Origin of the sequence: Bordetella bronchialis (assembly GCF_001676705.1) — a bacterium.
Lineage (GTDB): Bacteria > Pseudomonadota > Gammaproteobacteria > Burkholderiales > Burkholderiaceae_B > Bordetella_C > Bordetella_C bronchialis.
Genome location: NZ_CP016170.1, coordinates 2,866,403 through 2,891,063 on the forward strand (window position 1 = coordinate 2,866,403; position 24,661 = coordinate 2,891,063).

Annotated in this window: 14 protein-coding genes; 12 read left to right on the forward strand and 2 right to left on the reverse strand. The window is 68.6% G+C overall.

What is annotated here, in order from left to right; all coding sequences use genetic code 11:
• The 6 genes from BAU06_RS12690 to BAU06_RS12715 all read left to right on the forward strand — a co-directional run bounded on the left by BAU06_RS12690 (nucleotide 1) and on the right by BAU06_RS12715 (nucleotide 13,715).
• Nucleotides 1–3,216, forward strand: a complete 3,216-nt coding sequence (locus BAU06_RS12690) for an efflux RND transporter permease subunit (RefSeq protein ID WP_066349653.1) — start codon at nucleotides 1–3, stop codon at nucleotides 3,214–3,216.
• A 1-nt stretch (nucleotide 3,217) separates the two neighbouring features.
• Nucleotides 3,218–4,735 carry an efflux transporter outer membrane subunit gene (locus BAU06_RS12695; RefSeq protein WP_082993657.1) on the forward strand — a complete coding sequence of 506 codons (1,518 nt, stop codon included), beginning with the start codon at nucleotides 3,218–3,220 and terminating at the stop codon, nucleotides 4,733–4,735.
• 221 nt (nucleotides 4,736–4,956) lie between these two features.
• A complete protein-coding gene (locus BAU06_RS12700) occupies nucleotides 4,957–7,713 on the forward strand; it encodes an aminotransferase class I/II-fold pyridoxal phosphate-dependent enzyme (RefSeq protein WP_066349656.1) in 2,757 nt (918 codons plus the stop codon).
• 74 nt (nucleotides 7,714–7,787) lie between these two features.
• Nucleotides 7,788–9,488 (forward strand): aspartate:alanine exchanger family transporter, encoded by a 1,701-nt coding sequence (locus BAU06_RS12705; RefSeq protein ID WP_066349657.1) that lies wholly within the window; start codon nucleotides 7,788–7,790, stop codon nucleotides 9,486–9,488.
• Nucleotides 9,489–9,515: 27 nt separating this feature from the next.
• The gene (aspT, locus tag BAU06_RS12710) at nucleotides 9,516–11,213 is read left to right on the forward strand and encodes an aspartate-alanine antiporter (RefSeq protein ID WP_066358980.1); all 1,698 of its coding nucleotides are present in this window, start codon (nucleotides 9,516–9,518) and stop codon (nucleotides 11,211–11,213) included.
• A gap of 363 nt (nucleotides 11,214–11,576) precedes the next feature.
• The gene (locus BAU06_RS12715) at nucleotides 11,577–13,715 is read left to right on the forward strand and encodes a M48 family metallopeptidase (RefSeq protein WP_197509500.1); all 2,139 of its coding nucleotides are present in this window, start codon (nucleotides 11,577–11,579) and stop codon (nucleotides 13,713–13,715) included.
• A gap of 102 nt (nucleotides 13,716–13,817) precedes the next feature.
• Here the strand turns inward: BAU06_RS12715 and BAU06_RS12720 are convergent, their stop codons facing one another.
• Nucleotides 13,818–15,617, reverse strand: coding sequence for a chloride channel protein (locus BAU06_RS12720; RefSeq protein WP_066349659.1), 1,800 nt, complete (start codon nucleotides 15,615–15,617; stop codon nucleotides 13,818–13,820).
• A 374-nt stretch (nucleotides 15,618–15,991) separates the two neighbouring features.
• Here BAU06_RS12720 and BAU06_RS12725 point away from each other — a divergent pair, with 374 nt between their 5' ends.
• From BAU06_RS12725 to BAU06_RS12745, 5 genes are all read left to right on the forward strand, one after another.
• Entirely contained in the window at nucleotides 15,992–16,732 is a 741-nt protein-coding gene (locus BAU06_RS12725) for a DUF3348 domain-containing protein (protein WP_066349664.1), read from the forward strand.
• Between the two features lie 11 nt (nucleotides 16,733–16,743).
• Nucleotides 16,744–19,452, forward strand: coding sequence for a DUF802 domain-containing protein (locus BAU06_RS12730; RefSeq protein WP_066349667.1), 2,709 nt, complete (start codon nucleotides 16,744–16,746; stop codon nucleotides 19,450–19,452).
• Nucleotides 19,449–20,180, forward strand: a complete 732-nt coding sequence (locus BAU06_RS12735) for an OmpA family protein (RefSeq protein WP_082993659.1) — start codon at nucleotides 19,449–19,451, stop codon at nucleotides 20,178–20,180. Before BAU06_RS12730 ends, BAU06_RS12735 begins: the two co-directional genes overlap by 4 nt.
• The gene (locus BAU06_RS12740; protein WP_231934056.1) at nucleotides 20,173–20,865 is read left to right on the forward strand and encodes a DUF2894 domain-containing protein; all 693 of its coding nucleotides are present in this window, start codon (nucleotides 20,173–20,175) and stop codon (nucleotides 20,863–20,865) included. Before BAU06_RS12735 ends, BAU06_RS12740 begins: the two co-directional genes overlap by 8 nt.
• Nucleotides 20,866–21,025: 160 nt before the next feature.
• On the forward strand, nucleotides 21,026–22,156 hold the full coding sequence (locus BAU06_RS12745; RefSeq protein WP_082993660.1) for an L-dopachrome tautomerase-related protein: 1,131 nt from the start codon (nucleotides 21,026–21,028) through the stop codon (nucleotides 22,154–22,156).
• 337 nt (nucleotides 22,157–22,493) lie between these two features.
• Here BAU06_RS12745 and BAU06_RS12750 read toward each other — a convergent pair whose 3' ends face one another.
• Complete coding sequence (locus tag BAU06_RS12750; protein WP_066349670.1) at nucleotides 22,494–24,122, reverse strand: methyl-accepting chemotaxis protein; 1,629 nt, start codon at nucleotides 24,120–24,122, stop codon at nucleotides 22,494–22,496.
• A 123-nt stretch (nucleotides 24,123–24,245) separates the two neighbouring features.
• Here BAU06_RS12750 and BAU06_RS12755 point away from each other — a divergent pair, with 123 nt between their 5' ends.
• Complete coding sequence (locus tag BAU06_RS12755; RefSeq protein WP_066349672.1) at nucleotides 24,246–24,641, forward strand: VOC family protein; 396 nt, start codon at nucleotides 24,246–24,248, stop codon at nucleotides 24,639–24,641.
• Nucleotides 24,642–24,661: the final 20 nt, after the last annotated feature.

Genomic DNA, 24,661 nt, shown 5'->3' on the forward strand with positions numbered 1-24,661 from the left:
ATGAATATTTCGCACTTCTGCATCGACCGCCCGATCTTCGCGACGGTCATCTCCATCGTCATCACCCTGGCGGGCGCGGTGGCCATGCTGGTGTTGCCCGTGGCGCAGTATCCCGACATTACGCCGCCGCAGATCACCATCAGCGCCACCTATCCCGGCGCCAGCGCCGACGTGGTGGCCAACAATGTCGCGGCGCCCATCGAGCAGCAGGTCAATGGCGCCGACAACATGATCTACATGAATTCGTCCAGTTCCTCCACGGGAAACCTGACGATCAATGTGTTCTTCGAAATCGGCACCAATCCCGAGCTGGCGCAGGTCGATGTGCAGAACCGCGTCAACCTGGCGCTGCCGCAGCTGCCGCAGGCGGTGCAGGCCCAGGGCATACAGGTGCAGAAGAAGTCTTCGGCCTTCATGATGGTGATCGCGGTCTATTCGCCGGAACAGCGCTACGACGCCACCTATATCGCCAATTACACCAACATCTACGTGCTGGACGCGCTCAAGCGGATCCCGGGCGCGAACCAGTCCGCCATCTTCGGCACGCCGGACTACGCGATGCGCATCTGGCTCAAGCCCGACCGCATGGCGCAGTTGAAGGTCACCGCATCCGACGTGCAGAAGGCCGTGTCCAACCAGAACGAGCAGTTCGCGGTGGGACGCATCGGCCAATCGCCCACGGCTGGGCCGGTGGAGCAGTCCTTCGCGGTGACTACGCGCGGCCGGCTGTCGGATCCCGCCGAGTTCGACAACATCATCATCCGCGCGGCCAGCCAGGGCGCGGCCATCGTCCGGCTGAAGGACATCGGCCACGCCGAACTGGGCCAGAAAGATTATTCGATACGCAGCCGCTTCCAGGGCAAGCCGGCCACGGTGCTGGCGGTGTACCAGCAGCCCGGCGCCAATGCCCTGGACGTGTCCAACCAGGTGCGCGCCACGCTGGCGGAAATGCAGAAGACCTTCCCGGAAGGCCTGCAGTACAGCATCGCCATGGACACCACGGAGTTCACCCGGGCATCCATCGGGGACGTGATCCACACGTTCTTCGAAGCCCTGGTGCTGGTCGTGGTGGTGGTGTTCGTCTTCCTGCAGAGCCTGCGCGCCACGCTGATCCCTGTCCTTGCCGTGCCGGTGTCCATAGTGGGCACCTGCGTCGGCATGCTGGCCCTGGGCTTTTCCATCAATATGCTGACGCTGTTCGGCATGGTGCTGGCCATCGGCATCGTGGTGGACGACGCCATCGTGGTGATCGAGAACGTCGAGCGCAACATGACCGTGCACAAGCTGGACCCCAAGGCCGCCGCCAAGCGGGCCATGGACGAGGTCGCCGGGCCGGTCGTGGCCATCGTGCTGGTGCTGTGCGCCGTGTTCGTGCCCGTCGCCTTCATCGGCGGGATCACCGGACAGCTCTACAAGCAGTTCGCCATCACCATCGCCATTTCCGTGGTGCTGTCCGGGGTAGTGGCGCTGACGCTGTCGCCCGCCTTGGCGGCGCTGCTGCTCAAGCCGGGACACCACGAGAAGAAAGGATTCTTCCGCTGGTTCGAACGCCATTTCACCCGCATGACGGACGGCTATACGCATGCGGTGAAGTGGATGATCAAGCGCTACGCGATCGGGCTGCTGCTGTTCGCCGGCATGGTGGCGCTGACGGTGATGATGATGCGGATCCTGCCGACCTCTTTCCTGCCGGAAGAGGACCAGGGCTATCTGCTGGGGCAGGTCATCATGCCGGACGCGGCCAGCCTGGACCGCACGGGCGACGTATCGCGCCGCGTCACGGATTACTTCCTGGAGCAGCCGGCGGTGGGCAGCGTGGCCATGGTCGATGGCTACAGCCTGTTGGACAACCAGAACAAGAACAATGCCGCGACCTTCTTCGTGGGCTTCAAGTCCTTCGATGAACGCTATTCCTCGGACAACATACGCACGCAGAACGCCCGGGCCGTGCTGCTGGCGGCCTACCGCGGTTTTTCCCAGGTGCAGGAAGGCATCGTGCTGCCGGTCAACCCGCCCGCCATCCCCGGGCTGGGAACCACAGGGGGCACGGAGGTGTGGATACAGGGGCAGGGCGATGCCACCACTGCGCAATTGGCGGGCGTGGTGCAGCAGTACATCGGCAAGGCGCAACAAAGGCCCGAGCTGGCGCGGGTGACCTCGACCTTCAATGCCTCGTCGCAGCAGCTGCTGGTGGATGTCGACCGCGACAAGTCCGAAACCCTGGGCGTGCCGGTGGAAGAGGTCTACAGCGCCATGCAGACCATGTTCGGTTCGCTGTACGTGTCGCAGTTCAACCGCTCCAGCCGCCTGTGGCAGGTGATCCTGCAGGCCGAGTCGTCCTACCGCGTGCGGCCGGAGGACTTGTCGCGCATCTACACGCGCAGCCGCAACGGCGATATGGTGCCCCTGAGCGCCATGGTGACGACGCGCTACGTCACGGGGCCGGACCTCGTCACCCGCTTCAATAACTTCCCGGCAATCAAGGTGACCGTGAACGCCGCCCCCGGCGCCAGTACGGGACAGGTTATGCAGGCGCTGGAGGAAATCGGCGCCCAGGTCCTGCCGTCCGGCTACAACCTGGGATGGAGCGGCGAGGCCTACGAGGCCCGCAAGGCAGGCAATACATCGGTGCTGGTGTTTGCCTTCGGCCTGGTCATGGTGTTCCTGATCCTGGCGGCGCAGTACGAAAAATGGAGCCTGCCGCTGGGCGTGCTGATGACGGTGCCGTTCGCGCTGTTCGGCGCGCTGGCGGCGACCATGGCGCGCGGCCTGGAGAACGACGTGTACTTCCAGATCGGCCTGACCATGCTGGTCGCGCTGGCGGCCAAGAACGCCATCCTGATCTTCGAGTTCGCCGTGCTGAACCGTCAGTCCGGCGAGTCCGTCTACGACGCCGCCGTCACCGCCGCCAATGAGCGGCTGCGGCCCATCGTCATGACTTCGCTGGCCTTCATCCTGGGCTGCGTGCCGCTGGCGATCGCCACGGGCGCGGCCGCCAATAGCCGGCACTCCATCGGCACGGGGGTGATCGGCGGCATGCTGGGGGCGACCGCCATCGCGGTGTTCTTCATCCCGATGTTCTTCTACGTGCTGGAAAAAATGTCGGAACGCAAGGCGTCCAGGCAGGCGGCCGAGCCGCCGCCCGCCACCGGCGCGGCGCCGCATGGGGCGGCCAGCGCCAGTCCCAGTCCCTCGGCCCGGCGCGAGGAGGGCTGACATGCGCGCCGCCGCGATTGTGCTCATGGCCTGTACGCTGTTGAGCGGATGCCTGCTGGGCCCGGACTACAAGCGGCCGGAGGTCGACGCGCCGCCGTCGTTCCGCTTCGCCGACCAGGAGGCGCGCGACCTGGTCGATACCGCATGGTGGGAGCAGTTCCAGGATCCCGCCTTGAACGGCGTGATCGCCAGCGCGCTGGCGGGCAACAAGGACGTGAAGATCGCCGCGGCGCGCGTGGAGCAGTATTTGGGCCAGTTGCAGACGACGCGCGCGCAACTGTTCCCGCAGCTGGGCGCCGGGACGCAGGCCGAGCGCCAGCGCCTGCCCGTCGGCTCGGTCAATCTGCCGGATAACGTCGGGCCCGTGTTCAACCAGTACTCGGCCACTTTGTCCGCCTCGTGGGAGATCGACGTCTTCGGCCGCCTGCGCCGGCAGACCGAGGCCGCGCGCGCGCTGCTGCTTTCCAGCGAAGAAGGGCGGCGGGCCACCATCCTGGCGCTGGTGGCGTCGGCGGCATCGGGCTACATCAACCTGGTGGCGCTGGACCGCCAGCTTGCCATCGCGCGCGCCACGGCGGAAAGCCGCGGCGAGTCGGTGCGTATCTTCACCTTGCGCTATAGCTACGGAGAGGTATCCGAGATGGAGCTGGCGCAGAGCCAATCCGAGTACCAGGCGGCCCTGGCGACCATCCCGCAGCTGGAGCTGCAGATCGCGCAGCAGGAGGACGCGCTCTCGGTGCTGCTGGGCGGCAATCCCGCGGCGGTGCCCCGCGACCGCGGACTGGACCAGCTGGTGCTGCCCGCCGTCCCCGCCGGGTTGCCTTCGGAGCTGCTGGCGCGCCGGCCGGACCTGCGGCAGGCCGAGCAGAACCTGATCGCCGCCAACGCCCTGATCGGCGCGGCGCGGGCCTTGTATTTCCCTTCGATCTCGCTGACCGGCGCGTTCGGCACGGCCAGCACGCAGTTCTCCAATCTGTTCACGGGTGCGTCCAAGGTCTGGTCCTTCGCCGGCGTGGTCACCGTGCCCATCTTCACGGCGGGCGGCATCGCCGGCCAGGTCCGTCAGGCCGAAGCCCAGCACCAGCAGATGCTGCTGGAGTACGAGAAGGCCATCCAGACGGCCTTCCAGGAAGTTTCCGATTCGCTGATCAGCCTGCGCAAGACGCGCGAGGCGCTGGCGGTGCAGGGCAAGCAGGTAGAGGCGCTGGGCCGCTACGCACGCCTGGCGCGGCTGCGCTACGAAGGCGGCTACACCAGCTATATCGAGGTACTGGACGCCGAGCGCAGCCTGTTCAATTCCCAGCTGACCCAGGCGCAGACGCAGGGGGTGGTCTTCTCTTCCATCGTGCAGCTGTACAAGGCCATGGGCGGCGGCTGGGTGCTGGAGGCCGAGCGCATGACGGCGGGCCCGCCGGACCCATTGAAAACCACGCAGGCGGATCCCGCGCGGGAGGCGTCCTCCACGGCGGCGCCGCAGGCGACGTCGGCCACGGCCGCGACACGGCCCATTGAGCCTTGACCTGGCGCATCCGACCTCGATCCAGGGAGGACTGGCAACAAACGTAATGCATGGTTCGTTTTCGATGGGATGCCCTGCCGCGCACCGCCGGCAATGGGCTCCTGGATCGTCCGTGGCAGGGCCATCGGCGCAGCCTGGGGTCGCCTGTCCGGCGTCGCCTGGATGCGATCGCGGCGTCGAGGCGCCACGGCCTCACGGGCTTATGGAGAGTAGGGGACGACATGAAAAACGGAGCAAAGAACGGCCAGCAGCTGGACCACCTGTTTTCCAACTCGGCCGCGCGCATGGACCGATGGCGCGACCTGAATGCCAAGGCCCAGGGCTGGGCCGCGGAACAACGCGGCGTGCGCAAGGGCCAGGGTGCCGGCCCGGTGCAGGAGGCCCTGGCGGCCCTGCGCCCCATGGAGAACTACTTCGCCTATCCCGGCCTGCATCTGCTGCGGGTGCTGGACGAGCGTATCGCCGAGGACGACGCGCTGGGCGCGGCCCGCCTGGTGTTGCGCATGAGCAATGCCTTGCTTTCGGGCCGCTACCGCTATGACAGCGGCGAGTGGGAGGCCACCGAGGACACGCCCACGGACGCGCCCGACCGCATGCCGCCCGGTCTGGGCGAGGCGCCGCCACGGCGGCCGTATTTCGAGACGCTGTTCGTGACGCCGGCGCCGGCGGCGCGACTGGCCGCGATGGCGCAGGAGATCCGCAACCTGCGCCGGCCGGACGACACCGCCATCTACGAGCCCGTCATGGTGGGCAGCCTGGAGGACGCCATCCTGGCCGCCTTCCTGAACGGCAAGCTGGAAGCCGTGGTGATCTACGACGGGATCCCCGTGCCGTGCCAGCACGACGTACCGCTGCTGCACGAGTTCCTGGCCGTGCACCAGCAGCTGGACACCTCGACGGACGCGCCGCGCGAGGTGGGCGTGCAGCTGGCGCAACTGCTCAAGCGGCTGCGCCCGGAGCTGGACATCTATCTGCTGACCGACCGGGAAGTGGAGAAACTGGCCGGCGACCGCAAGGCATCGGCGATACGCCGCGTGTTCTACGAGGTCGAAGAGCCGATGGAGATCCACCTGAATATCCTGGAAGGCGTGCTGGACCGCCAGGCCACGCCGCATTTCGACAATCTGAAGCGCTATGCCGCGCGGCCCATCAGCACCTTCCACGCGCTGCCCATCGCGCGCGGCAAGTCCATTATCAAGTCGAACTGGATACGCGACTTCGGCGAGTTCTACGGCATGAACCTGTTCCTGGCGGAGACCTCGGCGACCACCGGCGGCCTGGACAGCATGCTGGAGCCGACGGGCAACATCAAGCTGGCGCAAGAGAAGTTCGCCCGCGCGGTGGGCGCCGATCACGTGTTCTTCGTGACCAACGGCACGTCCACCTCGAACAAGATGGTCTACCAGGCGGTGACCAAGCCCGGCGACATCGTGATCGTGGACCGCAATTGCCACAAGTCGCACCACTACGGCATGGTGCTGTCGGGGGCGCAGCCGCTTTACGTGGAAGCCTTCCCCATGACGGAGTACTCCATGTACGGCGCGGTGCCGCTGCGCACGATCAAGCAGGCGCTGCTGGACCTGAAGGCCGAGGGGCGGCTGGACCGCGTGGCCATGGTCACGTTGACCAACTGTACTTTCGACGGCCACGTCTATCACACGCGCCGCGTCATGGAAGAGTGCCTGGCGATCAAGCCGGACCTGATTTTCCTGTGGGACGAAGCCTGGTTCGGCTTCGCGCGCTGGTCGCCCTTCCTGCGCCCGCGCACCGCCATGGGCGCGGCCGAGACCCTGCAGCGATGGCGCGAGGATCCCGCCGCGATGGACGCGTGGCAGGCCCAGGCCCAGGAACTGGGCGAAGACCTGGATCCCAAGGACGCCCGGCTGCTGGAACGGCGCCTGGTGCCGGATCCGCGCAAGATGCGCATCCGCGTGTATGAAACGGATTCGATCCACAAGTCCATGTCGTGCCTGCGCCAGGGCTCTATCGTCGCGGTACGCGACGAGGACTACAACCGCCATGCGTCCGCCTTCCGCGAGGCGGTGTTCATCCATGCCTCGACCTCGCCCAACGCGCAGATCATCGCGTCCATGGACGTGGCGCGGCGGCAGATGGAGCTGGAGGGCTACGAGCTGGTGATGCGGGCGATCGAGATCGCCCTGGCGGTGCGCAGGGAGGTGGCCGCCCATCCGCTGATCTCCAAGTACTTCAGCGTGCTGGGCGCGGACAGGATGGTGCCGGAACAGTACCGCTCTTCCGGCTTCGTCGATTACCTGACGCCCGGGGCCAACTGGCTGACGGCGGCCAAGGCGCTGAAGGAAGACGAGTTCGTCCTGGATCCCACCCGGATGACGCTGGTCTGCGGCACCGCCGGCTACGACGGCACGGCCTTCAAAAACCTGCTGGCGTCCCGCTACAACATCCAGTTGAACAAGACCTCGCGCAATAGCGTGCTGCTCCAGAGCAATATCAATAACACGCGCAGCGACGTGGCGGTGCTGATCAAGGTTCTGGTGGAGCTTTCCGAAGAGATCGAGGCCCGCTTGAAGGAAGAGGGCGAGGCCGGCCAGGCCGCATTCGCGGCACGGGTCAAGAGCCTGATGGAAGACGTGCCCAACCTGCCGAACTTCAGCCGCTTCCATGACGGCTATCGGGAGCATCCCGGCAGCGTCACGCTGGAGGGCGACATGCGCTCGGCCTTCTTCGCGGCCTATGACGAAGAGGAATGCGAGTACCTGCCGCTGAACGGCGCGGCGCTGGACGAGCGGCTGGCACAGGGACCGGAACTGGTCTCGGCCAACTTCGTCATTCCCTACCCGCCAGGCTTTCCCATCATGGTGCCGGGCCAGATCATCGACGCGGACACCATAGGGTTCATGCGCAAGCTGGATGTCAAGGAGATCCACGGCTACAACGCCGCGCGCGGGCTCAAGCTGATCAAGCCGGCGGCCATCGGCAAGCCGCGAACAGGCGGCTAGACGGCCCGCGGACGCCGGGGCCGCCGCGGTATCCCCGGCATTTCCTGCCTGTCGAAAATCAAGGAGAAACGGCCATGGAATGGTTCTTCGGATTCCTGAAGGCGAACCCCTACATTCTTTTGTTCTTCACCGTCGGCCTGTCGGTGTGGCTGGGGCGCGTCACCATCAAGGGGTATGGATTGGGCATGGTGGCCGGCGCGGTGGTGGTCGGCGCCATCCTGTCCATCTGGGCGTCGACCTATGGCATCAAGCTGCAGCTGGACAACTTCGTGCGGCTGCTTTTCTACTACCTGTTCATGTACGGCGTGGGCTTGCGCGTGGGGCCGTCCTTCATCAACAGCCTGGGGCGCGACAGCCTGGGATTCACCTTCCTGGCGGTACTGGCGCCGGTACTGGGCCTGATCCTGGTGGTGGTGGGCACCAGGCTGGCCGATTTGCCGGTGGGCGCGGCCGGGGGAATCCTGGCCGGCAGCCAGACGATGTCCGCGGCCATAGGCTCGGCCGAGCAGGCCGTCCTGGACGGCGTGGTCGCGCTGCCGCCCGGCATGCCGCCGGAAGCCGCCACGGGCATGATCGCCTTGTCCTACGGTATTACCTACATCTGGGGCACCGTGGGCATCATCCTGATCGTCAAGTACCTGCCGCGCTGGTGGGGCGTCGATGCGCGGGCCGCGGCCAAGAAGTACGAGGACGAGGTCGGCGTGCGCAATGTCGACGAGGCCGGCCTGTCCGGCTATCGCGCGGGCGGCCTGCGCGCCTACCGGCTGGAGAATCCGGCCGCCGCGAACAAGACCATCGCGCAATTCCGCCAGGACAATCCGGAGTACCGCGTGGTCAATGTGTGCCGCGATGGCGAGTCAGTGGGCGCGGAACCGGACCTGGTGCTGCGCCAGGGCGATGTGGTGGCGCTGGGCGGACGGCTGGAGTCCCTGACCGACAAGATGGGCCTGCTGGGACCGGAAGTCCCGGACCAGAAGGCGCTGAGCGTGCCGCTGGACCAGGCGGAGATCCTGGTGACGTCCAAGGATGCGGTGGGCAAGCCGCTGAAATCCTTCCGCACCTCCGACATCGCGGGGCAGGTCCAGCTGACCAAGATCGAGCGCTCGGGCGTGCCCATACCGATAGGCCTGGAAACCACGCTGAAGCGCCGCGACGTGCTGTTCATCACCGGACTGAAGCCGGCGGTGAAGCGGGCAGGGGAGTTGATAGGCATCGTCGCCAGGCCCAGCACGGCCACGGACCTGCTGACCCTGGCGGCAGGCATGATCCTGGGCTTCCTGATCGGCAAGATAGACTTCCCCGCCTTCGGCAGCCGCGTGGGGCTGGGCAATGCCGGCGGCCTGCTGGTGTCGGGCATTATCGTGGCGTCGATCTCGTCGCGGCTGCGGTTCTTCGGCAGTACGCCCAACGCGGCGCGCAATATCCTGGAGGACCTGGGGCTGGTGGTCTTCGTCGCCATCGTGGGCCTGAACGCCGGCTCCACCCTGCTGGAACAACTGACGGGCGCCATTGCCTTGAAGATATTCATCGTCGGCTTTATCGCCTGCACGATACCGCCTTTCGTGGTCTGGGCCATCGGCTATCACCTGCTCAAGACGAATGCGGCGGTGCTGATGGGCGTGACGGCAGGCGCGCGCAGCCATTCCGGGCCCTGCCGGGAGGCCGCCAAGGAAATCGACAGCTCCGTGCCGTGGATGGGTTTTCCCGTGGCATACGCGGTGTCGGGCGTGCTGCTGACGATCTTCGGCTACTTCGCGATGCTGTTGGCGCACTAGCCCCGCGCGCGCGGGCAGGGGATGACCATGGACTTCGACTGGATCGTGGCGCTGCTGCGCAAGTCGCCGGAGCTGGCGCTGTTCATGGCCGTTCCCATCGGCTACGTGGTGGGAAATATCAAGCTTGGCAAGTTCTCGTTCGGTACCGTCACGGGAGCGCTGATCGCCGGATTGTTCATCGGGCAGGCCGGCGTGGATGTGGACCGCCAGCTGCGCTGGAGCCTGTTCTACCTGTTCCTGTTCGCGAACGGCTATTCGGCCGGACCACAGTTTTTCCAGGCACTGCGGCGGGACGGCGCCAAGCCCATGGTGCTGTCGCTGGTGATCGCCATCGTGGCCGTGCCGCTGGCCGTGCTGCTGGGCCGGCTGCTGGGACTGGACCCGGGCCTGACGGCCGGCCTGTTCAGCGGCGCGCTGACGCAGTCCGCGGTCATGGGCACCGCGACGGACGCGATCATGTCCTTGCCGATCCCGCCGGAAATGCAAAGGCTGATGGCCAGCCACGTGGCGGTGGCGGACGCCCTGACCTATGTATTCGGCGCCATCGGCGCCATTCTGTTCATCAGCGTGGTGGCGCCCCGCATCCTGCGCGTGGACCTGCGCGCCGAAGCGGCCTTGCTGGAGCAGCAATACGGCATCAAGACGCGGATCGAGGGCGTGGTGTCGGGCTACCAGCGCTTTGCCGCGCGGGCCTACCAGCTGCGTGCCGATGCGCCGTTCGCCGGCCGGCGCATCGACGAGGCGGAACGGGCGCGGGTCGGCCTGCGCTATTTCGTCGAACGCGTTCGACGTGGCAACCAGGATATCGAAATACGGCCGGATACGGCCCTGCTGCCGGGCGACGTGGCGGTGGTGTACGGCCGCACCGAGGCGCTGGTTGCCGCCGGGCCGGGCTTCGGCACGGAACTGCACGAGCCGGAGTTGCTGGATTTCCCGGTCGAGGTCCTGCGGGTAGTGGTGACCAACCCGGCGCTATGCGGGCCCACCCTGCAGGAACTGGTGGATGCCCGCACGCTGGAACTGCGCAGCGTGGGGATGCGCACGCTGACCCGGGGCGGCCAGGACATCCCCTTCGGCGCTTCCACGCGGCTGAACCGCGGCGACGTGGTGGAACTGATCGGCGCGCAGCATGCGGTGGAGATGGTGGCCGCCCGCGTGGGTTATGCCTTGCGACCCACGAACGCCACCAATCTGTCCATCCTGGGCTTCGGCATCCTGATCGGCGCCGCCATCGGTTTGCCCTACCTGGATGTCGGGGCCTTCAACCTGACCCTGGGGACCAGCGTCGGCGTCCTGCTGGCCGGCCTGTTTTTCGGCTGGCTGCGCACGGTAAGGCCAGGCCAGGGCGAGATTCCGCAGGCCGCGCTGGACTTCATGATCACCTTCGGGCTGGCCGGCTTCGTGGCCTGCGCCGGCCTGCAGGCCGGGCCGGAGTTCCTGCGCGCGGTGCGGGAACTCGGCCTGGGCATCCTGCTGGCCGGCGTGGCGCTCACGCTGCTGCCCATGCTGGCGGCCTTGCTTGTCGGCCGCTACGTGCTGCGCATGAATCCCGTGTTGTTGCTGGGTGCCCTGGCGGGCGCCCAGACCTTCACGGCGGCCCTGGCGGCCGTACAGGAAAAGGCCGGCAGCAAGATTCCGGTCCTGGGCTACACCGTGCCCTACGCCACCTCCAACATCCTGCTCACGACCTGTGGGGCCATCGTCGTGGTCCTGGCCGCGGGCTAGGGGCGGGGACGTCCGTGCCGCGCACCGAGCCCGGCGCCGAGCCGCAAGACCCGCCGGTGCAGGAAGCGCGCGCCGTCCGTGCCCGGCCCACGACCCGCCGCGCATAAAAAAGCCGGCCTCGGTTACTCCATGTTTCGAAGTTGTCTCTATAATATTTCCCAATGTAACCACATGGGCATGCCCGCCGGGCGTGGTCCGCGCCGCGCGGCATCCGGGACACCCGGCCGTCCGGCGCGCCCTTGCCCCATCGAAACCTTCCCAGGGAGCAACATGCCGGCCGCCCCGCACCGCGCAGCGCCCGCTTCGCCGCCCAGCCCGCTGCCGCGTCCATCCGGTCGCTGGGGACTGCGGGCCGGCCTGGCGGTGACCCTCCTGCTCGCCTTCCTGATCCTGTACATGGCGGCCGCCGCGTGGTTCGTCCTGGTGGCGGTGCAATTGCTGGCCGAACCTCTGCCGGGTGGCGACGCCCCCTATGCCAGGCTGGCCGGCGTTTGCGCGGCGGTGGTCGCGGGGCTCATGATCAAGGGCCTGACCGGCGTCCGGCGCGGGGACATGGAGCGCGATGTGGTGCAGGTCACCGCCGCCCAGCAGCCCGATCTGTTCCGCTTCGTGCATGAAATCGCCGACGCCGCGGGGGCGCCGCGGCCCCGGCGCGTGCTGCTATCGCCGCGGGTCCACGCGGGCGTGTCCCGCGACGTGTCGCTGATGCATCTCTTGCTATTCCCGCGCAAGGACCTGGAGATAGGGCTGGGACTGGTCAATGTGCTGACGCGGGAGGAGCTGCGTGCCGTCCTGGCGCACGAGTTCGGCCACCTGGCGCAACGCTCGAGCGCGATGGGACGCTGGGTGTACGTCGCGCAACGGGCAGGGGCCCATTTGGGCGCGCCGTTCGACGTCCCGGACGGCTGTCTATCGCGGGGTGTGGCCGCGGACGGGCGTATCGCCCCGGCGGGCACGGCGTCCGGCCGCACACTGCGTGGCGCGCGCGCGGCGGCAGGGGCCGCCATCCGCTTCGTGGCGGCCATCCCATGCGCGCTCGCGCGCCAGATGGAGCGCGACGCCGACATGGTGGCCGTCCACCTGACGGGCAGCGATGCGCTGGTGCACGCGCTGCACCGATCGCAGGCGGCGGAAGATTCCTGGGACCGTGCCAGCCGTTTCATCGCCGCCGAGCATCAGGCCGGCCGCACGGCGGAAGACGCATTCTGCGTGCAGGCGCGCATCCTGGCGCACATGCGGCACGTGCTGGACGACCCGCACTACGGTGCCGTGGCGCCCGTGCCCGCGGACGATCCGCAGGCGCACCGCGTATTCCAGGCCGGGCCGGGGCGGCCGCCGCGCATGTGGCAGGCCCATACGCCCAGCCACGAACGCGAGGCCCATGCCAAGGCGCGCTACATCCCGTCCCTGGCCGACAACACCAGCGCCTGGAGCGTCTTCGAGGACGCCTTGCGCTTGCGGCGCCACCTGACCGCCTCGATGCTGGACGCTCCCGGCGCCGAGCCTGCCCCGCTACAGGAAACGCTGCAAAGGCTGGACGAGCGGTTCTCCCGCGAGTACCTGAAGCCGCGCTACCGCGGCATCTATCTGGACCGTTCTTCCGTGCGCCATGTGGTCGATCCGCTGGCGCTGTACGACCATGAAACCTCGGGCGACCTCGCCGCCCACGCGCTGCTGTATCCGCCTGCCCTGGCGGCGGACATGGAAGCGCTGCGCGCGCTGGAGGCGGCGATCGCGCGGCAGCGCGCAATGCATGGCGGGGCGCCCGGGGGCGATGCGGCGGCGCGCTGGCGCAGGGAGCCGCCGCGCGGGCTGCCGTCCGGCTCGCTCGCCGCCAGCGAGCAGGCACTGGCCCAGGTGCGCAAACGCCTGCACGCGCATGACGCCGCCTGCCGGGCCTGGCACGCCGCCGCGGCGCAGACCGTCGGGCGCGGCTGGCCGGAATACCTGGAAGGCCTGCTGCGCACCGTCCACTATGCCGATCACACCGCGGCGGACCTGGCGGACGCGCACGGCGCCTTCCGCCGCATGCTGGCAAGGGAGACCGCGCCACGCCGGTTCGGCAAAGCGGCGCGGCGCCGCGTACTGATGGCCGCCCAGCGGCTCTACCGGGTGCTGGAGACGATTTACGAGGACCGGGATGCCGTGCGGCCGGGGCCCGTCCTGGGCACGCGCATGGCGATCGGGGAGTGGGCCCCCACCTTCGGTTCCCTGGAGCTGGTGTATCCGTCGGCACGGAACCTGGAGAACTGGCTCGCCGCGCTGCATGCCTGGGTGCGTCGCACGGTGGATTTGCTGTCGCTGCTGCGCGATCGGGCGCTGGAGGAATTGCTGGTGGCCGAAAGCCGCCTGGCCGCCCATGTGCTGCGCGACGCGGCGCTGGACGACGCCCCGCTGGACGCGGACGGCCGCCCGCCACGGGTGCCGGAGTTCTATACGACGCTATTGCCGGGCCAGGAGCGCGCGCATCGCGCCGCGCCGCGCGATCCGCGCAACCGGTAAGGCCGGGCATCTGGGGCGGGGCCTCGCAAGGACGAAGTCCGCGGCCGGGATCCCGTCGCATCGTCGCGCCGTCGCCGTCGATGCGACGGCGGCGCTTTCTTCTCAAGCCAGTCCGTCGCCGCGCCGGCGCGCCTTGCCGAAGCGGCGTCCCAGGCCGTGCAGCGGGGTGCGGCGCAGGGTCTCGTAGCGGTCTTCTTCCTCGGAGAACGCCAGCGAAGGCTTGACCAGGTCGCTGCGGCTGATGATGCCGACCAGCCGGCGCGATCGGGCATCGGTGACGACGGGAACACGCTCCAGGCCATGCACGGCGAGCCGGTTCGCGACGGTGCGGCAGGTTTCCCCGGGCAGGGCCATGAGCGGGACATTGGCCCCGAACAGATCGGCCATGACATGGGCTTGCGGATTGGCCAGCCCTTGCAGCAGGCCCTGGCGGTCGATCATGCCGATCAGGGCGCCGTCGCGCGCGACGGGATAGGCGCGGTGGGTCTGGTCCTCGCCGAAGTAGCGGTCCAGCGCCTCGCGCAGCGGCGTGCCGGCATCGATGGCGCGCACCTGCGCCGTCATGACTTCGTCGACGAAATGGCGCTCCAGCGGATCGATGCCGTATTCGCGGTAGATGTGATAGCCGCGCCGGGCGATCTTTTCCGTCAGGATGGACCGGCGCATGACCAGCACCGTGAAGCCGTAGGCGCAGGCCGAGGCGGTCAGCAGCGGCAGCAGCGCGTTGATATCGTGCGTGAGCTCGAAGGCGAACAGCACCGACATGATGGGGGCGCGCATCATGCCGCCCAGGGTGGCGGCCATGAAGATCATGGGCCAGAGCCCCGGCTGCCCGCCGGGCATGTAGGGCGCGGCGACCACGCCGGCGGCCGCGCCCATCATCAGCAAGGGGGCAAGGACGCCGCCGGACGTGCCCGAAGCCAGCGAGACGACCCAGATCGCCGCCTTGACCAGGATCAGGCCGGCCACCACGCCCACGGCCAGATTGTTGTGCAGCAGGTCGCCGATGACGTCATAGCCCACGCCCAGGGCGCGCGGCTGGAAGTAGCCGCCGATGCCGATGGCCAGGCCGCCCAGCGCCGGCCACCACATCCAGTGCAGGGGCAGCTTCATGAACAGGTCTTCCATCTTGTACAGCGCGGTGGACAGGCCCCAGGACAGGGCGCCCGTGACCACGCCGGCGACCGCGCAGGCCGCAAGCCCTGTCGCGCCCAGCACATCGGTCTGCAGCGGAAAGAGGGCGCCGCCTTCCATGACCAGGGGACGGCAGAAGCCCGCCACCGCGCACGCCACCGCCACGGGCAGGAAGCTGCGGGGCCGCAGTTCGAACAGCAGCAGCTCCACCGCCAGCATCACCGCCGCGATGGGGGTGCCGAACACCGCGGTCATGCCGGCGGTCGCGCCGGCCACCAGCAGCGTCTTGCGCTCGGCGGCGCTCAAGTGGAAGTGCTGGGCGATCAGCGAGCCGATGGCGCCGCCCGTCATGATGATGGGGCCCTCCGCGCCGAAAGGCCCGCCGCTGCCGATGGCGATGGCGGAGGAAAGCGGCTTGAGCACGGCTACCTTGGGCGACATCCGGCTTTTGCCGAACAGGATGGCTTCTATGGCCTCGGGTATGCCGTGGCCGCGGATTTTCTCCGTGCCGTAGCGGGCGATCAGGCCGATGAGCAGGCCGCCGATGGCCGGCACGACGATCACCCACAGGCCCAGCGTATTGCCGGCCGGAGAAGTGTTTTCCAATGAGAACTTCTGGAAAAAGAACAGGTTGGTGAAAAAAGCGATCAGCCGCAGCAGGGCGTAGGCGGTCAAGGTGCTGAACATGCCGATGATCGCGGCGATGGCCGCGATGCCCAGCAGCCGCGCGCTGGCGGCGAAGTCGCCCTTGGAGTTGTCTGCGTGCACGTTGATTCCTGGAAAAGATCGACAAATGGGAGGTCACCCGCGGGCGGTCGCCGGCGCCGGACGCCGGCGGGTGGGGACGCGACGAGTGCGTCGCCATGCGATCGAGCATCGTCGGGCGCCGGCAATTATATCGTAGTACGATGTATTTGCCGGTTCGTGGCCCGGTCAAGCCGGGGGAACGCTGGCGAAGCCCCTCACGCGGGCGGCGCATCATGGGGCGCCGCCAGGCGGCGGCGGCGCCCATTCCGGCGGGTGAGCCTTCGGACGGGCGCCGCGGCACGCCTGTCGGCCCCCCGGTCGGCTTCCCGGCCCGCCGGGCGGGTACCCCCAGCGTGGACCCGCCGTGTAAACTGCCGGATTTTTGATTCGGCGGTATGGAACAAGTGCCCCGGCGCACGAGCTTGAGCGGCCCGACCCTGGTCCGCCTGCTTGGCCGACTGACGGATATCGAGGTCTCCGAACCCAGGCAATCCCTGGCGGACCGGCTCAGCCTTTGGCTGGGCTGGACGGACGCGATCGCCTTGTCCGCGGTGCTGAACAGCAATCCCCCGGCCGCGGCGGCAGGCGCCGCGACCGAGACCGACGAGGCGCGGGAGTGCGACCGCGTGCGCGCCACGCTGGCCAAGGCCATCGCGGAAAAGAACCGTGCGTCCGCGCCGGGGGCCGGCCAGGGCTGGGCGCGGCCGGGCGGGCCGGCGCCGGCCAAGGCGCCCGTGGACTATGTCATTTACCGCCAACGCTATCTTTCACTGCAGCAGACCATGGAGACAGCGATAGGCAATCTGCGCGCGCGGCTGCGCGGCCTGATGGCCGGGCGCACGCCGGCCATGACACAGCTGGCGGCGGTCGACGCCATCATGGAAAAAGCGCTGGGCGCGCGCGAACACAACACCCTGGCCGCGGTGCCGGGCCTGCTCGAAACCCACTTCCACCGTTTGCGCCGGGCGGAAGCGGCCGCCCTGGCGGAGGCGGAGAACGGCACCGCCGCATCCGCCGTCAAGCCGGGCGCCTGGCTGGATGCCTTCCGCCAGGATATGCGAGCCGTGCTGCTCGCCGAACTGGATATCCGTTTTCAGCCTGTCGAAGGCCTGCTCGCGGCGCTGCGCGCGCGCTAAACCGGGACGTCATGATCAGAATTCTCTATATCGCTGTTTTTCTCGTTGGCCTGGCCGTCGTCGGCTGGATCGGGGCGGGCTACATCGGCTCCAATCCGCTGGCCCTGGCCATGACGGCGCTGATAGGCGTGGTTTACGTCGCGGGCACCTGGGAGCTGCGACGCTATCACCAGGCGACCGCCTCGCTGCGGGACGCGCTGGGCCGGCTGTCCGATACGCCGCCCAGCCTGGCGGGCTGGCTCGACGCGCTGCATCCGACGCTGCGCAGTCCCGTGCGGCTGCGCGTGGAAGGCGACCGCGTGGGCCTGCCCGGCCCGGCACTGACGCCTTACCTGGTCGGCTTGCTCGTCCTGCTGGGCATGCTGGGCACTTTCCTGGGCATGGTGGCGACCCTGCGCGGCACCGGGGTCGCGCTGGAAAGCGCCACCGATCTCCAGGCCATCCGCGCTTCGCTGGCCGCGCCCGTCAAGGGATTGGGCTTTGCCTTCGGGACGTCGGTCGCCGGCGTGGCGACGTCCGCGATGCTGGGCCTGCTTTCGGCCCTGTGCCGCCGCGAGCGCATCGGGGCGGCGCAGCAACTGGATGCCTGCATCGCCACCACGCTGCGCGGCCACACGCGCGCCCATCACCGGGAGGAAACCTTCCGCGTGCTGCAGCGGCAGGCCGAAACGATGCCGCTGCTGGTCGACCGCCTGCAGACGCTGATGGCGGGCATGGAGCAGCGCAACCAGGCCTTGAACGAGCAACTGGCCGCCGGCATGGCCGCCATGGAGCGCCAGAGCGCCGCGCTGGGCGAACGGCTGGCCGCCGGACAGGCGGCGCTGGACCAGCGCCTGGCCACGGGGCAGGACGCCCTGAATGCCCGCCTGGGCGCGGGCCAGGAGGCTTTCCACGACAAGACCGAGGCCGCCTATGCGCGCCTGGCCGCATCGGTGGACCGGACCTTGAAAGAAAGCGCCGCCGAGAGCGCCCGCCTGGCCGGCGCGGCCTTGCAGCCGGTGGTAGAAGCCGCGATGGCCGGCCTGGCGCGCGAAACCGCCGCCTGGCGCGAGACCGTGGCCGAGGCGGTGCAGCGCCAGCACGAGACCGTGACCCTGGCGGTATCCCGTCAGCACGAGACCATTACGCAGGCCGCGCAGCAGCAGCACGATGCCATCGCGCGGGCAGCCGCGCGGCAGTACGAGACGGTGACGCAGGCCACGCAACAGCAGCACGCCACCCTTGCCGAGGCCATGCAGCGGCAGCAGGACGCCGTGGCCGATGCGGTGCAGCGCCAGCTGGACGGCCTGTCGACGCGCCTGGAGACGGCCACGGCCACCGTCGGCGATCTGTGGAACCAGGCGCTGGCGCGACAGCAGCAGGCCAGCGAGACGCTGACGCAGGACCTGCGCGCCATGCTGGAGCGCTATGCGCAATCCTTCGAACAGCGTTCCGCCGGCCTGGTCGATGGCGTGGCGGCCAGGCTGGACACCGCCACCGCCGGCATGGCGCAGGCGTGGACGGATGCGCTGGCGCGTCAGGAGCAAGCCAATGGGCAGCTGGCGCACACGCACCAGCAGGCCCTGGCGGCGGCCACGGCCACTTTCGAGCAGCATTCCTCGTCCCTGTTGGCGCAGTTGCAAGGACATTCCTCTGCCTTCCTGGACAAGGTACAGACGCATTCCTCCGCCGTGCTGGATAAGGTGGAAGGCCATTCCGCCGCCATGCTGCAGGCGGTGCAAGGCCATTCGGCCGCGGTCCTGGAAAAGGCCGAGGGGCATTCCGCGTCCCTGATGGGCAAGCTGGACGGGCATTCGGCCACGGTGCTGGCCGCCGTGCAGGACCAGGCCCGCGGCCTGCGCGAAGGGCTGGAGGCCCATGCCGCCTCGCTGCTGCGGAACTTCGAGGGCCATTCGGCGGCGCTCTTGCAGGCGGTGGAGCAATCCCAGGCGCAGCAGCAGGCCGCGCTGGAGTCGCGCGACCAGCAGCGCTTGCAGGCCTGGACCGGCGCGCTGGACGCCATCGCTACGGACCTGGCCGCGCAATGGCAGGAAACCGGTACCCGCACCGCGGCCCGGCAGCAGGAAATCTGCGATGCCCTGTCGCGCGCCGCGCGGGACATCGCCAGCCAGACGCAGGCGCACGCGCAAGCCACCATCGCCGAGATCGAGCGCCTGGTCCAGGCCGCCTCCGAAGCGCCGAAGGCCGCCGCCGATGTCGTGGCCGAATTGCGCCAGAAACTGTCGGACAGCATGGTGCGCGACAACGCCATGCTGGAGGAACGCGGGCGCCTGCTGGATACGCTGGGCACGCTGCTGGACGCGGTGAACCGGGCGTCCACCGAACAGCGCCAGGCCGTGGACGCCCTGGTATCGACGTCCGCCGACCTGCTGGCGCGCGTCGGCGGCCAGTTCACGGACACACTGGAGGCCGAGACCGCCAAGCTGGCCGAGGCCGCCGGCCAGATCACCGGCAGCGTGGTGGAAGTCGCCAGCCTGGGCGAAGCCTTCGGCGCCGCCGTACAGGCCTTCGGCGACTCCAACGAAAAGCTCATGGCGCATCTGGCGCGCATCGAGGGCGCGCTGGAGAAGTCCCTGGCCCGCAGCGACGAGCAACTGGCCTATTACGTCGCCCAGGCGCGCGAAGCCATCGACCTGAGCGTGATGTCCCAGAAGCAGATCATCGAAGACCTGCGACAGCTGGCCGAAGGGCGGGCCTCGGCGGGTAGCGAAGCGGCATGAGCGACGATATCGACGGCGGCGTCGAGCCATCGGTTCCCGCCTGGGCGGTGTTCGGCGACCTGATGTCGGCCGCGCTGGGCGCGCTGGTGCTGATATTGGTCGGCCTGGTCGGCGTGCAGCTGCAGCTTTCCGCCAAGCTGGACGAGGAAGTCAAGCAGCGCCAGGCCGAGGCCCAGCGCCGCCAGACCCTGGAACAGGCGCTGGCCGTGCCCTTGGCCGCCGGCCGCATCACCCTGGTGAACGGCCGCATCGGCATCAGCGGCAGCGTGCTGTTCGCGCTGAATTCGAATCAGCTGCAGCCGGAGGGCGTGGAGCTGATCAAGAGCCTGGCGCAGCCGCTGGGGGACTATCTGCGCACGCGCGACGAGATCCTGATGGTCAGCGGGTTTACCGACGACCAGCCCGTGCACGGCAATACCCGCGGCTTCGCCGACAACTGGGAGCTGTCCGCGCAGCGGGCGCTGACGGTGACCCGCGCCCTGATCGACGATGGCTTGCCGGCCGAATCCGTGTTCGCGGCGGCCTTCGGCGCGGAACATCCCGTGGCGTCCAACGCCGATGCGGAGGGCAGGGCGAAGAACCGGCGCGTGGAGATCGCTCCGGTGCCCCGGCAGGCCGGACAGGGCGCCGCCCGCCCGGTGACGGGGGCAGCGCCCGCTGCCGGCCAGGCCGGGCCGCCGGCATCCACGGCGAAGAAGCCCGTCGAAAGAGGCGGCGCCGGTGAATAGCGCCGCCGCCCCCGAACCGGCGCCGCCCGACGTTTCGGCCATGCTGGACGCGTGGCGCGAGCAGGGGGCCGACAGGATCAGCCCCGTCCGTTTCCACTTCATCGAGGCGCTTGCCCGGCGCGCATCGGCGCGCACCGGCCCCGCGCGCCGCGAACTCGACCGGAAGCTGGCGCGGCTCGTCGAAGCCTACCAGCGCGATGTGGGGGCCGCCGGCAGCCGCGCCGGTCCGCCCACCGGGGAAACGACGGGAAGCGAGCCGGGACGCCAGGCCGGCGCGGCGATGGCCGGCCCGCTGGCCCGGATGCTGGATGACTTCCAGGCCGGCCGCGCGCCGGCCGTGGACGGCACGGAGGCGGCCACGAGGCCGTCGGCGCCGGCCTATCCGGACCTGGCCTTGCTGGACTATTTCCGCGATACCTGGTCACGCTACAGCGCCCGGCGCCAGCTGAAGCAGTCGCGCGAGCGCGTGCCCGAGAACGCCGGCCCCTTGAACTCAAGCCTGCTGGTGCACCGCACCCTGTCGCTCATGGGCGAGGTATCGCCCGACTACCTCCAGTATTTCCTTTCCTACCTGGACGCCTTGTCCTGGATGGAGCAGGCCAGCGGCGCGGACATCCTGTCCCAAAAGGAAGGATCGCGCGCGGCCGGCGCCAGGAAATCCCCGCGCGCCGGCGGATCGCGCTAAGGCGTCGTAGCACTGCGTTACCTCGTTTTGGCGCCAAGGCCCGCTGTTTGCTAGAGCAGCCGCCGCATGGGTCGCGGCCGGCGCCTGCGCCATTGCCGCACCCCATCGTCCTCTGTCAATCCGGCGCGGGAAGCCGCCGCGCCGTCCAAGGAGAATACGAATGAGGTTGGCAAAATCCTTCACCACCGCGGCGCGCCTGGCCGCCGCCTGCCTGGCGATCGCCGTCATCCAGGGGTGCGCCTCGCGCCCCGAGAGCAATGAACCGCTGGTGCCGATGTTCCAGGGCCAGCGCGTCTGGAATGGCGTCACGACCACCCCGGAGGGACGCGTGTTCGTGAGCTATCCCCAAGCGGATGGCAGCGGCATGCAAGTGGCCGAGCTCGATGCGCAGGGGCGTCCCTATCCCTTTCCCGACGCCAGCTGGAACGGACCGCAGACCTGGGCGCCAGGCACCGTCGGTACCGGCTTCGTGCACGTGAACGCCTTGCGCGTGGGCCCGGACGGCAAGCTCTGGATCGTCGACGCCGGCGCGCCCGGCATGGGCAAACCGGCTGTCAAGGGCGGCGCCCGGCTGTTCCGCTTCGATCCGCAGACCCGCCAGTTGCTGCAGACCTACGACCTGGCGGCGGCCGTGCATCCTTATAGCTATATCGACGATGTCCGCTTCAACGGCCGCTACGCATACATTACCGACGCCGGCGCGCCCGGCCTGATCGTGCTGGACCTGCAGACCGGCGCGGCGCGCCGGGTCCTGGACAACAACAACGCCACCACGGCGATGCGGCCCCTGCGCGCCGACGGCCGTGCGGTGCTGGATGCCAAGGGCCAGCCCGTACGCGTGCATGCCGACCAGCTGGAGGTCTCGCCGGACGGTCAATGGCTGTACTTCCAGCCGGCTTCCGGACCGATGGCGCGCGTTCCCACGCGGGTGCTGAACGATCCGTCCGCGTCGGAGAAGGACATCGCGTCGCAGGTGAAGCTGGAGTGGGCGGATACGCCGAGCACCGGCGGCACGGCCATCGACGCCAAGGGCAATCTGTACACGACCGACACGGACAAGCGCCGCATCCTGCGTGTTTCGCCGGAAGGCAAGGTGTCTACCGTGATCGAGGATGACCGCCTGATCTGGGCCGATGCGCTGTGGATCGACCGCCAGGGCTATCTGTGGATACCGGCGTCGCAGTTGAACCGCACGCCGGACTTCAATGGCGGCCGCATGGAGGTGCAATACCCCGTCTGGATCTACCGGCTGCAGATCCACGCGCAGCCGAGTCCGCTGGACCACTCCTGACGGATACGGCGTCGCGGCGGCCGCGGCAGCGGCCGGGCGACGCCGTATGGTTGGAACTGCCCGATATCACCCCGGATCGTGGCGGCGGATTCGAGAAAAAGCCTTCAGAATCTGCCATAAAGCATTGAATTCTAAGGACTATACGCCGCGATAATTTGCCATGCTGCGGGTGTTTTTAAAGTAGTTTGTCAAGAGCGCGCCTGCTTTGCCCGGCGGCATGTCACGATCTTCAAGTAGTTTCTCAATATGGCTGTGCGGACGTCACAAAGTTAAAGTGAATCCGCAGGTTCGCGCAGCCCGGACGCCGGCGCGCCAGACCGCGGACGGCGCCGCGTGCCTAGGCGCCGGACAACATGACCGGCGCTGTCCGGGACGCCCATGGATCAAGCGGCGTGTCGCGGCCGGGGCCATCCATCTCTCCCGCCGGCAAGCGGAAAGCCGCCACCGCGGCGCGCAGCGATTCGGCCTGGTCATGAAGCGACGTGGCCGCCGCGGCGGCTTCCTCCACCAGCGCGGCGTTCTGCTGCGTGGTTTCGTCCATCTGTCCCACCGCCTGGGTGACCTGGCCGATGCCCTGGCTTTGCTCGGCCGAAGCCGTGGCGATCTCTCCCACCACCGCCGCGACATGGCGGATGGCGGCCTGGGCGTCGTCCATGACATGGCCCATCTCCTGGGCCTGCGCCGAGCCGCCGTGCACGCTGGCGACCGAAGCCCCGATCAATCCCTTGATTTCCTTGGCGGCCGTGGAGGCCCGCTGGGCCAGCGCGCGCACTTCCGCGGCCGCCACCGCGAATCCGCGGCCCTGTTCGCCCGCGCGAGCGGCCTCCACCGCGGCGTTCAAGGCCAGGATATTGGTCTGGAAGGCGATGCCTTCGATCAGCGCGGTGATATCGCCGATCTGGCCGGAACGGGCGCTGATTACGCCCATGGTCGCCACCATGTCGCGGACGGCGCGATGCCCTTCGTCCACCCGCTGGGCCGCCGAGGCGGTCAGGGTCTCTGCCTGGCGTGCGCGGTCGGCATTCTGTCGCACGGTTTCCGCCAGCTGGGTCATGCTGGCGGCCGTCTCTTCCAGGGCCGCCGCCTGCCTTTCCGTGCGCGCGGAAAGGTCGGCATTGCCGGCGGAGATCTGCGCGCTGGCGGTTCCGACCGCCTCGCTGCCCCGCAGGACCGCCTGCAGCACGCCCGCAAAACGGCCCAGCAATTCGTTGAAGGCGGACGCCGCGACCCCGATCTCGTCCATGCGCCGGACCGGCGCCCTGGCGGTCAGGTCCAGCTCCCGGTTGACGCGCTGCATGGTGGCCTGCATGCCTTTCAATCCGTCGCGCAGGCCCGTGTACATGCGCGCGCCCATGGCCACGAGCGCCAGCAGGGCCGCGGCCATGGCGGCCTCGAAGACGTGCACCGTGCGGCGATAGCTGGCGACGTTGTCGGCGTGGACTTCGCCACCGACGCGCTTGACGTAGTCGATATGCCCGTCCAGGTCGGCTGTCTGCCGGAATACGGTCTTGAAGAACTCGCCCTCCGGCGCAAGCACCGCCAGGGCGCCCGGAACGTCATGGGCCCGGGATTTCTCCAGCAGCGAGACACGGACGTGGCGGTAGGCGGCCAGGTCGTCCCGGTCGCGCCGCACCAGGGCGGCGTCCGCCTGGTCGCCGTTGACGTAGTTCGCGGCATATTGCTGCAGCAGTCCGTCGAATTGCCGGTCCTCTTCGGCCAGGGCCTGGACCGTCTCCGCCTGCCGTTTCTCGTCCTGGAACAGAATGGTCTGCGCCAGGGTCAGCCGTTCCGCCGTGATCAGCCCGCGCAGCCGCGACAAGGTGTCGAGCGAAGGCAGCAGGTCGCCCTGGAAGGCTTCGGAACGGGCTTCGGCGTCCTGCAGGCTGTGGACGCCGTACAGGCCGACGAATAGCAGCGAGACAAAGGCAAGCAGGATGGTGGCGGCGATACGCTGCGAGAGACTCATCTGTCGACGATATGCGAAGTTGCGGAGCGGCCGCGTTGTAGCACGCCGATTCTTACGTTCGCATGTCGGGCATAGAATGGCGGCAAGCCATGCGCGATGGCGGCATCAGCGGTTGGGAGACCCATGAAAACGACAGGCATAGACCACGTGGTACTGCGGGTGCGGGACCTGGACCGGATGATTGCTTTCTACCATGACGTGCTGGGTTGCGAAGTGGCGCACCGGCAGGACGACCTGGGGCTGGTCCATTTGCGGGCGGGCCCCTCGCTGATCGATCTGGTGGATGTGGCCGGGACGCTGGGCCGGAAGGGCGGCGATGCGCCCACGGGCTCGGGGAACAATATGGATCATCTTTGCCTGCGTGTCGCCGACTTCGATGTCGACGCGATCCGCGGCGAGCTGCTGTCCCATGGCGTGGCGGTGGGCGACATCGCGGAACGCTACGGGGCATCCGGCCGCGCCATGTCCATTTACCTGCGCGATCCGGAGGGCAACGGGCTGGAGCTGCGAGCCGGTTGAGGCCGCCTTCGGGCGGCGTG